The organism is Streptomyces sp. SL06, from assembly GCF_058244745.1.
This window is the reverse complement of record NZ_JBSYOT010000002.1, coordinates 5,763,458-5,775,259: the sequence shown is the minus strand read 5'-3', so window position 1 is coordinate 5,775,259 and position 11,802 is coordinate 5,763,458. Positions and strand designations below refer to the sequence as shown.

The window sequence follows — 11,802 nt, the reverse complement described above, 5'->3', positions numbered from 1 at the left end:
GCGGGTCGGCGGGGCACGGGTTGTCCGCCGCGGCTGATCCGAGGGTTTCCCCTTCTTCTGGCCTCCTTCTGGCTCTCTCTGTTCTCTTTCTTTTTTCTTCGCGCGGTCGACCAATCCGGCTCCGTGCCCGCTCCGAATGCCGGTGCGTCAGGGAAGTCGGCACATCGGCACAGAGGACGGACGGCATGACAGCAATCTCCGGAAGCGGTGGCACAGGGCGCCGGCGCGTCGCCACGCTGGTCTGCGGCGCGCTGGCCGCGGGAGGACTCACGGCCGCCGGCGTGACCGCGCTGGAACCGGGGGCGGCGTCCGCCTCCAGCCACCGGGAGGCGCCGCTGATATCGGGGACCCCGCAGTACGACAACACGGACCTGTACGCCTTCGTGAGCCCGGACCGGCCGGACACCACGACGCTGATCGCGAACTGGATCCCCTTCGAGGAGCCGGCCGGCGGCCCGAACTTCTTCACGTTCGCCGAGGACGCCCAGTACGACCTGCGCATCGACAACGACGGCGACGCGCACGAGGACCTGGTGTTCCGCTACACCTTCACCACGCACACCAAGAACGACAAGACGTTCCTCTACAACACCGGTCCGGTCACCAGCCTCGACGACCCGGACCTCAACATCACGCAGACCTACGACATCGAGCTGATCAAGCTGCACGGCGGCAAGGAGTCCTCCCGGACCACGATCGCCCACGAGGTCCCGGTGGCACCGTCGAACGTCGGCAGGGCGTCGATGCCGGACTACGGCGCGCTGCGTGACGCGGCGGTCCACCAACTCCCGGACGGGGCACAGACGTTCGCCGGACAGGCCGACGACCCGTTCTTCCTGGACCTGCGCGTCTTCGACCTGCTGTACGGAGGGGACCTGTCCGAGGTCGGCAACGACACCCTCAAGGGGTACAACGTCAACTCGATCGCCCTCCAGGTCCCGACGGACATGATCGTGGAGTCGGCCGAGCAGCCGGTGGTCGGAATCTGGTCGACGACCCGGCGCAAGAACGCCCAGGGTGAGTTCACGCAAGTCTCGCGGCTCGGCAACCCGCTGGTGAACGAGGTCGTCAACCCGCTGAAGGACAAGGACACGTTCAACGCGTCCGCGCCGGCGGACGACGCCCAGTTCCTCCAGAACGTCACCCATCCGGAACTGCCGAAGCTCATCGAGGCGATCTACGAGATCGAGGCGCCCGCCGAGCCGCGCGACGACCTCGTCGACGTGTTCCTCAAGGGCGTTCCGGACCTCAACCAGCCGCCGCACGTCACGCCCTCGGAGCAACTGCGCCTCAACACCTCGGTCGCACCGGCCGCCGAGCCCAAGCGCCTCGGCGTCCTCGACGGCGACAACGCGGGCTTCCCCAACGGGCGCCGGCTGACCGACGACGTGATCGACGCCGCGCTCCAGGTGGTCGAGGGCGAGCTGGTCGGCGCGGAGAACGACCTGGGCGACGCGGTCGACGCCAACGACCAGGAGTTCGGGGCCGCCTTCCCGTACCTGGCGAACCCGACGGAGGGCTCGCGCGGCCCGCTCGCCGACGGCACGGGCGACGGCAACGACGTGCGCAACCAGTTGGGCGACGCGCTGCGCCCGGCCGGCACCGGCGACACAACCCTCATCGCCGCCTCGGCGGGCGCCGGTGCCGTCGGCATCCTGCTGATCGGCGGCGCCCTGGTGTGGTGGCGCCGGGCGCGGGGCCGGGCGTACTGAGCGCCCCACCGACCGGCGCGGTCCGCTTTCTTCCCCTCCCCCACGGCGGGCCGCGCCACCTCCCGTCCCCGGCCCCGGCCTGATTCCCGTAGGTCGCCCGAACCGCATGACATGAACCGCTTGAGGAGAGGCATGGCACCGCGTAGCAACAGCAGCAGCCCGCCGCAGGGCGATACGCCCGGGGCGGCGACGGGCGAGGCCGGCGGCGGCGCCACCGGCAGTGGTGATCCGCGGGTGGCCGCCGTACGGCGGGTCGCGGCGGCGGCCCGCCGGTGGCGGGCGTTGCAGACCCTCGGGTGCGGCCTGCTCCTGGCCGTGGCGGTCAGCGCGGGCGCCGTCGCGGTGAGCGGCGTGCGGGAGGGCGGCGGTGTCCCGGCGGCCGGTGTGCCCGGCGGCGTCCCCGGGGTGCCGAACGGCGCCGGAGCGGACCTGGGCGTACCGGCGCTCCAGGCCCGGCTCCGGGAGCAGCCCCGGGACTTCGGCGGCTGGGCGGCCCTCGGGCTGGCCTACGTCGAACAGGCCCGCACCAGCGGCGACCCCACGCGCTATCCGCCGGCCGAGCGGGCGCTGAAGCGCTCCCTGGACCTCGCACCGGGCAACGACCAGGCCCTCGCCGGCCGCGCCGCCCTCGCCGCCGCCCGGCACGACTTCGCGGACGCGCTGACCTACGCCGACCGCGCCCTGAAGGCGAACCCCTACAACGAGCGCGCCCTGTGCTCCCGGGTCGACGCCCTGGTCGAACTCGGCCGCTACGACGACGCGGCGCGGGCCGCCGACACCGCCGACACCCGGCGGCCGGGCATCCCGGTCTTCACGCGGTACGCGTACGTCCGCGAGCTGCGCGGCGAGGCGGGCACCGCGCGCCGGGTCCTTGAGCAGGCGCTCGCCGGCGCCTCCTCCCCCGCCGACGTGGCGTACGTCGCCACCCAGCTGGGCCGGCTCGCCTGGGAGCAGGGGCAGTATCCGGCCGCCCTGCGCCACTACGCCCGCGCCCTCGCCGCCGACGACACCTATCTGCCCGCGCTGGAGGGGCGCGCGCGGGCCAGGGCGGCGAGCGGTGACCCAGACGGTGCGGTCGGCGACCTGGAGAACGTGGTCGCCCGCGCCCCGCTGCCCGGCCCCCTCGTCGCGCTCGGCGAGCTGTACGAGGCGAGGGGCGAGCGGGCGAGGGCCCGTGAGCAGTACGCCCTCGTCGACGCGTGGACGGCGCTCGCCCGAGCCGGTGGCGTCAACGCCGACCTGGACACCGCCCTGGCCGCCGCCGACCACGGCGACGGGAAGGCGGCGCTGCGCGCGGCCCGCGCCGAGTGGGAGCGCCGCCGCACCGTGCACACCGCGGACGCACTCGGCTGGGCGCTGCACAGGGCCGGCCGTGACGGGGAGGCGCTGCCCTACGCCCGCCGGGCCACGGCCACGGGGTACCGCAACGCCGCCTTCCTCCACCATCTGGGCGTGATCGAGCGGGCCGTGGGCCACCGGAGCGACGCCCGGCGCCATCTGACGGCGGCACTCGACCTCAACCCCGGCTTCTCTCCGCTCGGCGCCCGCGAGGCCCGTGCCGCGCTGAAGGAACTGGAGGCCGGCCGTTGACTCCCCGCCGTCTCCTCGCGCGCGGCGCCGCCGTCCTCGCCGCTGCCTGCGCCCTCGTGCTGCTCTCCCCGGCCGGCGCGAGCGCGCATCCGCTCGGCAACTTCACCGTCAACCGCTACGACGGTCTGATCGCGGCCCCCGGCGAACTGCGCGTCGACCACGTCGAGGACCTCGCCGAGATCCCGGCGACCCAGGCCGGCCCCGACATCGAACGGCTCGGCCTGTCCGAGTGGGCCCGGCGGCGCTGCGAACGGGCGGCGCGGGACAGCCGGCTCACCGTCGACGGCCGTGCCGTCCCCCTCACCGCGGGGCGCGGCCACGCCCGCGTGCGGCCCGGTCAGGCCGGGCTCGACACCCTGCGTCTGGAGTGCCGGCTCACCGCGCCGCTGCCCGGTTCCGGCCCGGCGAGCGTGGGTTTCCGGGCCGCGGGGGACTCGGCCGGGCCCGGCTGGCGGGAGGTCACCGCACGCGGTGACGGTACGACGCTCACCGCCTCGGACGTGCCGACGACCTCGGCCTCGCGTGAACTGACCCGGTATCCCGAGGAGTTGCTCTCCTCCCCGGCGGACACGGCGAGCGCCTCGCTGCGGGTGCGGCCCGGCGGTCCCGCCCTGGACCGGGAGCGGCAGGACGCCCCGGCCGGCTCCGTCCTGCCGCGCGGCGCGGACCGCTGGACCCGCGCCCTCGACTCCCTGGTCGCGCGCCACGACCTCACCCCCGGCTTCGCCGGTCTCGCCCTTCTCGTCGCGGTCGTCCTCGGCGCGGCGCACGCGCTCGCACCGGGCCACGGCAAGACGCTGATGGCCGCGACGGCCGCCGCCCGGGGAGGCAGGGCCCGGCTGAAGGACGTGCTGCCGCTGGCGGCCTCGGTGACGGTCACGCACACCCTGGGCGTGGTCGCCCTCGGCCTGCTGGTCACCGCGGGCTCGGCGGCCGCGCCCTCGGTCGTCGCCTGGCTCGGTGTCGCCAGCGGCGTCCTGGTGACCCTCGCCGGCGCGAGCCTCGTACGCCGCGCGCTCCGCAACCGGGGCCGGGCACACACCCACACCCACGACCACGGCCACTCCCACCCGCACGGCCATGAACACGACCACGGTCACGGCCCGCACACCCACCCCGCCTCCCCCACCCTGCGCGGCACGATCCTGCTCGGCTTCGCCGGCGGGCTCGTGCCCAGTCCGTCCGCCGTGGTGGTGCTCGTCGGCGCGGCGGCCCTCGGCCAGGCCTGGTTCGGGCTGCTCCTCGTGGTCGCGTACGGCGTCGGGCTCGCCCTCACCCTCACCGCCGCCGGTGTCGCGGTCGTCCGGCTCGGGGGCGGCGTGCGCCGTCTGCTGCGGCGGCGTCCCCGGTGGACGTTCCGGCCCGCTGCCCGCCCTGGTGCGGCGGGCCACCCCGCTCGGGTCGGCGTTCGTGGTGGTGGTCCTCGGGGCCGGATTGGTGTTCAGGGGGGCCGCATCCGCACTCGGCTGAGCTACTTTGGGGAGAAATGCGGGCAGGACACGGCCCGTTCCCGGGCACTGTCCGCGCGAGACGCCGAAGGGGGCGCCGGTGTTCGAGGAACCCGGCGGTGAGCGCCTGGTCGCCGGCCGCTACCGTCTGCTGTCCCCGCTCGGCCAGGGCGGCATGGGCACGGTGTGGCGGGCCCGCGACGAGGTGCTGCACCGCGAGGTCGCCGTCAAGGAGGTGCGGGCGCCCGCCGGTCTGCCGGAGTCCGACGTGCGGCGGCTGTACGCCCGGCTGGAACGCGAGGCGTGGGCCGCCGCCCGGGTCGCGCACCGCAACGTGGTCACGGTGTACGACGTGGCCACCGACGAGGGCCGCCCCTGGATCGTGATGGAGCTGGTCCGCGGGGTGTCCCTGGCCGATCTGCTGGACGCCGAGGGTCCGTTGGAGCCGCGCCGCGCCGCGGGCATCGGCGCCGAGGTGCTGGCCGCGCTGCGGGCCGCGCACGCGGCGGGGGTGCTGCACCGGGACGTGAAGCCGGCCAATGTGCTGCTGTCGAACGACGGACGGGTCGTCCTCACCGACTTCGGGATCGCGACGGTCGAGGGCAGTTCGGCGCTCACCATGACCGGCGAGGTGATCGGCTCGCCCGAATTCCTCGCCCCGGAGCGGGCCCTGGGCCGCACGCCAGGTCCCGAGTCCGACCTGTGGTCGCTGGGCGTGCTGCTGTACGCGGCGGTCGAGGGTGTCTCGCCCTTCCGTCAGGACACCCCGCTGAGCACGCTGCGGGCGATCGTCGACGAGGAGTTGCCGCCGCCGCGCCGGGCCGGTGCGCTCGCGCCCGTCGTCGAGGGCCTGCTGCGCAAGGACCCGGCCGAGCGGCTTCCCGCCGAGCGTGCCGAGCGGGAACTGCGGCTCGTGGCCGCCGGGGGCGGCACACCGGGCGCGGAGGGGGCGCCGTCCGGCGCGTACGCCCCGACGGTCGCGCTCCCCCACGGTCCGGCCGCGGCGCCGACGCCCCCGATGCCCGTGCCGGAGGCCTCGGACACCTCCGCGCCCGGCGCGTCCGGGGGCCGGCGCGGGCGGGCGCGTACCGTGCTGGTCGTGGGGCTGGCCGTGCTCGCGCTGGCGCTGGCCGGGCTGACGTACGGGCTGCTGAACCGCTCGGACGGCGGTGGCGGGACGCAGGGTTCGGGCGGCAGCCGGGATCCCGGGGCGGGTTCGGCCGAGTCGAGCGGGACCGAGGGCGGTGCGCAGCCGGCTCCCTCGACCGGGTCCGGCGGCCACGGCACCGGGAGCGGCAGTCCCCCGCCGCAGTCGGTGCGGGTGTCCGTGGTGGGCGCGCACACCGAGTACGCGGGGCCCTGTCCCCCGCCGCACGACCTGGCGCCCGCCTTCACGGCGACGTTCACGGTGGGGCGGCTGCCCGCGGAGGTCGGCTACCGCTGGGTGACCCAGGACGGGTCGGTCTCCGACCCGGGGTGGCGGACGCTGTCCTTCCCGTCGGACGGGGAGCGTTCGCGTCGGGACACCGTGGTGGTGACGGCGAACGAGGACAGCGGTGGCTTCGAGGGCGCCGTCCGTGTGGAGGTGCGGGCTCCGGTGGAGGCCACGTCGAACGCGGTGGCGTTCTCCCTGACTTGCGAGACGGAGACGGAGACGGAGGCCCCGACCGGCGAGGCCTCCCCCTCCTCCTCTTCTCCTTCCGCTTCGGATCAGGCTGCGCCGTTGAGGACCGGCAGATAGCCACCGGACTGGCCGGCCGCCGTGGGGTGGTACGACTCGCCGATGTTCAGCCAGTTCACGCTGTTCAGCCAGGAGTTGCCGGAGCAGATCTCATGGCCGGTGAACGGGGAACGCACGTCGCCGAAGGCGAAGCCGTGGTCGGCGGCGCGCTTGGCGAGGGTGGTGTTGAGCAGATCGGCGGCTTCGTTGACCGCCTTCCGCTTGGTCTCGGAGAGACCGACGCAGGTGGCGCCGAGCCGGTAGAAGCGCGGGTAGCCGATGACGACGACGCGGGCGTTCGGGGCCTTCGCGCGGATCGCCGAGTAGACGCCGTCGAGTTTGCCGGGCAGCGTCGAGTCGACGTAGGCCCTCGCGGTGGCGATCCGCGAGAGGCAGGAGCTGTCGGACTGCAGGACACAGGTCGTCATGACGTTGGCGAAGCCCGCGTCGTTGCCGCCGATGCTGATCGAGACCAGGCCGGTGGAGGAGTTGAGCGGGCCGAGCTGTCCGGCGAGAACATCACCCGTACGGGCGCCGGAGCAGGCGGTGAAGTCGAACGACGAGGGTGAATGGGCGGCGGCCCAGAGGTACGGGTAGGCGTTCGTGCTGCGCTTGCAGTCGCCGCTCGAGCTGATGTAGCCGCCCGCTCCCACCCCGGAGGAGTAGGAGTCGCCGAGCGCCACATAGCCGTCGGCCGCGGCGGGTTGGGCCGCCTGAGCGGTCGCGGCCCCGGTGAGGGCGGCGCCGGCGGCGAGGAGTACGGAACTTAGGAAGCCGACAAGTCGGAAACGTCTCATGGAACCTCCCTTAGCAGGATCTCTGCCACAACCGTGGTAGCACCTACGCGCGTTGACCGGAAGTGTGCATGCCAAAAGAAGAACTGACGATCATTCAAATTCGGACGAAAGTCAGCGGGTGCGCCGGTGCGCCCTTGACGCTCCGTGGCGGGCTGCGCCACATTGAGGCCCGGCATCTTGGGCTTCGGGGGGCAAAGCGGAACGGTCCGGGGGACCCACACCGCGCGAAATCGGCACCCCGAGAAGAACAGATGACGGCAAAACCAACAAAAACGTGAGGCCTGGTTCCAGGTCTTGCCATACGGGTTCAATCGTCAATACCGTCATACATCTCCCGCATCGGTACGTCGGCAAGCGGCTCAGGGGAGGGCTCGATGCCGCGGCGCACCGGGGTGGGACGCGCGGTAGGGGGGTGCCGTGCTCGGTGACCGCATGGGTGACCGGGCCGCGCCGCGCGGTCGGCTGCCGTTTTCTTTCCGGCGCCGACAGGCTTTGCCGACTCACCTGGCACGCACGGAGTCCGCTCCCGGCGCGCCGTGGGTGAGAACCCCCCTTTCGAACCGGATACAGAGCCGGACCGCCCCTGGGGCGGGCGGTCCGCCGGACGAGAGGGACCAGACTCATGCGCTCAGTTCTGCAGCCGGCGTCGGCGGGCGGCAATCCGCCGGCCGGCCCGTCACCCGCCGGTAAGTACCGGCCCGTCTCCTCGCACCTGGCGATCGCACCGCCGGTGAGCGTGGTGATACCCGCCATGAACGAGGCGGAGAACCTTCCCTACGTCTTCAAGACGCTGCCCGACTGGGTCCACGAGGTCGTCCTCGTGGACGGCAACTCCACCGACGAAACCGTGGCGGTCGCCCGGGAGTTGTGGCCGGGCGTCAAGGTCGTCGAACAGCGCGGCAAGGGCAAGGGGGACGCGCTGATCACCGGCTTCGAGGCGTGCACCGGGGACATCGTCGTGATGGTCGACGCCGACGGCTCGGCGGACGGCCAGGAGATCGTGTCGTACGTCTCCGCCCTCGTCTCGGGCGCGGACTTCGCCAAGGGCTCGCGCTTCGCCAACGGCGGCGGCACCGACGACATGACCTTCATCCGCAAGCTCGGCAACCGCGCGCTGTGCGCGGTGGTCAACCGGAAGTTCGGCGCCCGTTACACCGATCTGTGCTACGGCTACAACGCGTTCTGGCGGCACTGCCTGGACAAGATCGACCTCGACTGCACCGGCTTCGAGGTGGAGACCCTGATGAACATCCGGGTCGTCAAGGCCGGTCTGAAGGTGCAGGAGATACCCAGCCACGAGTACCTGCGCATCCACGGCGTCAGCAATCTGCGGGCCGTGCGGGACGGGTTGCGGGTGCTCAGAGTGATCCTCGGCGAGCGTTCCAACCGGCGTGCGCTGCGCAGCAGCCGTACCCACTCGCCGACGCTCGGCCCGGTCGGTTCCGTGGGCGCGGCCCGCTCGGTGGAGTCGGTGGGTTCCGTGCGGGGGAAGGCGTCTTGAGCGGTTCCGCCGCCTCCCCCACGATCTCCGTCGTGATCTGCGTCTACACCGAGGACCGCTGGGAGGACATCCTCGCGGCGGTCTCCTCGGTGCGCACGCAGTCCCGCCCGGCCCGGGAGACACTGCTGGTCGTCGACCACAACGAGGCGCTGCGGGAGCGGCTGTCGAAAACATACGCGGAGAGCGGGGACGTGCGGGTGCTCGCCAACGCGGGCCCCCGCGGCCTGTCGGCCGGCCGCAACACCGGGATCGCCGCATCGCACGGCGAGGTGATCGCCTTCCTCGACGACGACGCCGTGGCCGAGCGCGACTGGCTGCGGCATCTCGCCGAGGGGTACGCCGATCCGGCGGTCGTCGCCGTCGGTGGGCGCACGGTGCCCCTCTGGGCGTCGGGGCGCCGGCCCGACTGGTTCCCGGAGGAGTTCGACTGGGTGGTGGGCTGCACGTACCGCGGTCTGCCGCCCGGCCGGGTCCGGGTGCGCAACGTGCTCGGCGGCAACGCCTCCTTCCGGCGCGCGGCGTTCGACGCGGCGGGCGGCTTCGCCACCGGCATCGGACGCGACGGCGACCGGCGCCCGCTGGGCTGCGAGGAGACCGAGCTGTGCATCCGGCTCTCCCGCGCCCGGCCCGACGCCGTACTGCTGATCGACGACCGGGCGGTGATCCACCACCGGGTGCCCGAAGTACGCGAGCGCTTCGGCTACTTCCGCACCCGCGCCTACGCCGAGGGGCTGTCCAAGGCCCTGGTGGCCCGCAGTGTCGGCGCGGCCAAGGGCCTGGAGTCCGAACGCCGGTACGCCACCCGGGTGCTGCCGGCCGGCGTGGTGCGCGGGCTGCGCGACGCCGTACTGGCCCGGCCGGGCGGCGCGGGGCGGGCGGGCGCGATCGTCGCCGGGGTGCTCACGGCGGCGGGCGGCTATGTGGTGGGGAGCGTACGGGCGCGGCGGGGCGGCACCACGTTCCCGGTGGCGCCGGCCGGGCCGGCCGGAGGGGGCGCGCATGGCTGAGGCCGACGCGCGCGTGCCGATCCTCATGTACCACGCGGTCGCGGCCGAGCCGAAGGACGCCACCCGCGCCCTGTCGGTGACCCCGGAGGCCTTCGCCGAGCAGATGGCGGCCATCGCCGACCGGGGCCGCACCCCGGTCGGCACGGCGGAGCTGGCCGCCGCCTGGCGCGCCGGGCGGCCACTGCCGAGGCGGCCGGTCCTCATCACCTTCGACGACGGCTACGAGGGGGTGCGCCGGCACGCCCTGCCCGCCCTGGCCCGGCACGGTTTCCCGGCCACCCTGTTCGTCTCGACCGGCTGGCTGCGCGGGCCGTACGACACCGGCGGCGCCCCGGACGCCATGCTCGACTGGGACCAGGTCCGCGAACTGGCCGCCGCCGGTGTGGAGATCGGCGGGCACAGCCACACGCATCCGCAGCTCGACCAGCTCGGGGAGGAGCGGCTGCGGTTCGAGCTGATCCACTGCAAGGAGATCATCGCCGACCAACTGGGCGCCGTACCGGCCTCGTTCGCCTACCCCTACGGATACTCCGACCGCCGGGTGCGGCGGGCGGTGCGCGAGACGGGGTACGCGCAGGCCCTCGCCGTCGGCAACGGCCTGGCCCGCCGCGCCCAGGGCCCCTACGCCCTGCGGCGGGTCACGGTGCGGCGCGCCACGGGGCTCGACGAGTTCGCCCGGCTGGTCGAGGGCCGCGCGATCGCCCGCACCTTCGTCCGCGACCGCGCCCTCACCAAGGGGTACGCCGTGCTCCGCAGGGCGCGGCAGGTACGGGGGCGGCTACGGGCGCCGGAGGCCGGCGCCTGAACCGCCGGCCGCCGCCGTCCGCCGCCGTCCGTGCCGGTGTACGCCGCGTGCGCCGCGTGCGCCGCGTGCGCCGCGTGCGCCGGGGAAACCAGGTGCACGCGGCGGCCGGGTGCCGGATCATGGCCGCATGTCCGTGAATCCGCACGAAGCCCTGCCGATCCGGGTCAATATCGACGACAGCGACTCCCCGGCCGATGTCGTGGACGCGCTGTTCCTCGGCCGTTTCGCGACGGGCGAGCAGCCGTTCTCGCACGGGGCGAACATCGACCGCGTGCGTTCCGGCGCGACGCTGCTGCCACCCGGCGCGCGGGTGCTGCGGATCGCCCGCGACGACGACCACAGCGCGACGCTGGCGGAGGGCGAGGGCTGGACGCTGCTGATCTCGCGCTGGAACCGGGGCGCCGACGTCACGGTGACGGCGACCAGCGCCGACCTGGCCGAGAAGGTGCTCGGCGACGCGACCGACGGAGCGGCGGACGAGCCCGAGCCGCAGCCGGAGAACGTGCCGATGGGCTTCTGGTACGTCTCCCCGCGCCGCGGCCCGCACCGCACCACCCGGCAGATCTCCGCGGGCACCTGGGCCGAGGTCCGGGCCAACTACACCGCGCCGGTCGCGGACGCGATGGACGGCCTGATGAAGACGACCCCCGAGGACATCGCGGGCCGGCTGCTGCTTCTGCACGGTCCGCCGGGCACCGGCAAGACCTCCGCGCTGCGCACGCTCGCCCGGTCCTGGCGGGACTGGTGCCAGGTGGACTGCGTCCTCGACCCGGAGCGGCTCTTCTCCGACGTGGGCTATCTGATGGACATCGCCATCGGCGAGGAGGACGCGGCGGGCAAGGGCCGCTGGCGGCTGCTGTTGCTGGAGGACTGCGACGAGCTGATCCGCGGCGAGGCCAAGCACACGGCGGGGCAGGCCCTCTCCCGGCTGCTGAACCTCACGGACGGACTGCTCGGGCAGGGCCGCAACGTGCTGGTCGGCGTCACGACCAACGAGGACCTGGAGCGCCTCCACCCCGCCGTCGTCCGCCCCGGCCGCTGCCTGGCCCGCATCGAGGTCGGCCCGCTGACCCGCCGGGAGGCGGTGGACTGGCTCGGCACCGAGGAGGGCGTGGGCCGCGAGGGCGCCACGCTGGCGGAGCTGTACGCGCTGCGCCGGGGCACCTCGCCGACCGCGCTGCCTGAGCCGCGGGACGGCGCGGAGGCCGGGCTGTATCTGTAG

General features: G+C 74.1%; 8 protein-coding genes and 1 pseudogene. 8 read left to right on the top strand and 1 reads right to left on the bottom strand.

The features are described 5' to 3' along the window. The first annotated feature begins 185 nt into the window (after window positions 1-185). The 4 genes and pseudogenes from AC4IHM_RS26445 to AC4IHM_RS26430 all read left to right on the top strand — a co-directional run bounded on the left by AC4IHM_RS26445 (window position 186) and on the right by AC4IHM_RS26430 (window position 6,491). Window positions 186-1,712, top strand: a complete 1,527-nt coding sequence (locus AC4IHM_RS26445; RefSeq protein WP_490869487.1) for a DUF4331 domain-containing protein — start codon at window positions 186-188, stop codon at window positions 1,710-1,712. Between the two features lie 132 nt (window positions 1,713-1,844). Continuing rightward, on the top strand, window positions 1,845-3,302 hold the full coding sequence (locus AC4IHM_RS26440) for a tetratricopeptide repeat protein (protein ID WP_490869486.1): 1,458 nt from the start codon (window positions 1,845-1,847) through the stop codon (window positions 3,300-3,302). Next, window positions 3,299-4,772: pseudogene (locus AC4IHM_RS26435) on the top strand (nickel transporter). Before AC4IHM_RS26440 ends, AC4IHM_RS26435 begins: the two are co-directional and overlap by 4 nt. A 78-nt stretch (window positions 4,773-4,850) precedes the next feature. Continuing rightward, the gene (locus AC4IHM_RS26430; RefSeq protein WP_490869485.1) at window positions 4,851-6,491 is read left to right on the top strand and encodes a serine/threonine-protein kinase; all 1,641 of its coding nucleotides are present in this window, start codon (window positions 4,851-4,853) and stop codon (window positions 6,489-6,491) included. On the opposite strand, the gene AC4IHM_RS26425 is transcribed toward AC4IHM_RS26430, so the two are convergent. Next, window positions 6,461-7,267: an SGNH/GDSL hydrolase family protein gene (locus AC4IHM_RS26425; RefSeq protein ID WP_490869484.1), complete on the bottom strand. Its 807-nt coding sequence runs from the start codon at window positions 7,265-7,267 to the stop codon at window positions 6,461-6,463. The genes AC4IHM_RS26430 and AC4IHM_RS26425 overlap by 31 nt on opposite strands. 622 nt (window positions 7,268-7,889) lie before the next feature. Between AC4IHM_RS26425 and AC4IHM_RS26420 the strand changes: the two genes are divergently transcribed. The 4 genes from AC4IHM_RS26420 (at window position 7,890) to AC4IHM_RS26405 (ending at window position 11,802) form a co-directional block, all read left to right on the top strand. Continuing rightward, a complete protein-coding gene (locus AC4IHM_RS26420) occupies window positions 7,890-8,768 on the top strand; it encodes a glycosyltransferase family 2 protein (RefSeq protein WP_490869483.1) in 879 nt (292 codons plus the stop codon). Then, a complete protein-coding gene (locus AC4IHM_RS26415; protein WP_490869482.1) occupies window positions 8,765-9,775 on the top strand; it encodes a glycosyltransferase family 2 protein in 1,011 nt (336 codons plus the stop codon). The genes AC4IHM_RS26420 and AC4IHM_RS26415 overlap by 4 nt, the downstream gene beginning before the upstream one ends. After that, window positions 9,768-10,580, top strand: coding sequence for a polysaccharide deacetylase family protein (locus AC4IHM_RS26410; RefSeq protein WP_490869481.1), 813 nt, complete (start codon window positions 9,768-9,770; stop codon window positions 10,578-10,580). The genes AC4IHM_RS26415 and AC4IHM_RS26410 overlap by 8 nt, the downstream gene beginning before the upstream one ends. A gap of 127 nt (window positions 10,581-10,707) precedes the next feature. Further along, window positions 10,708-11,802, top strand: coding sequence for a DUF5925 domain-containing protein (locus AC4IHM_RS26405; RefSeq protein WP_490869480.1), 1,095 nt, complete (start codon window positions 10,708-10,710; stop codon window positions 11,800-11,802).

Excerpts from the sequence above, each read along its gene's own strand:
- AC4IHM_RS26445 (WP_490869487.1), top strand. The coding sequence starts at position 186 with ATGACAGCAATCTCCGGAAGCGGTGGCACAGGGCGCCGGCGCGTCGCC.
- AC4IHM_RS26440 (WP_490869486.1), top strand. The coding sequence starts at position 1,845 with ATGGCACCGCGTAGCAACAGCAGCAGCCCGCCGCAGGGCGATACGCCC.
- AC4IHM_RS26425 (WP_490869484.1), bottom strand. The coding sequence starts at position 7,267 with ATGAGACGTTTCCGACTTGTCGGCTTCCTAAGTTCCGTACTCCTCGCC.
- AC4IHM_RS26420 (WP_490869483.1), top strand. The coding sequence starts at position 7,890 with ATGCGCTCAGTTCTGCAGCCGGCGTCGGCGGGCGGCAATCCGCCGGCC.
- AC4IHM_RS26410 (WP_490869481.1), top strand. The coding sequence starts at position 9,768 with ATGGCTGAGGCCGACGCGCGCGTGCCGATCCTCATGTACCACGCGGTC.
- AC4IHM_RS26405 (WP_490869480.1), top strand. The coding sequence starts at position 10,708 with ATGTCCGTGAATCCGCACGAAGCCCTGCCGATCCGGGTCAATATCGAC.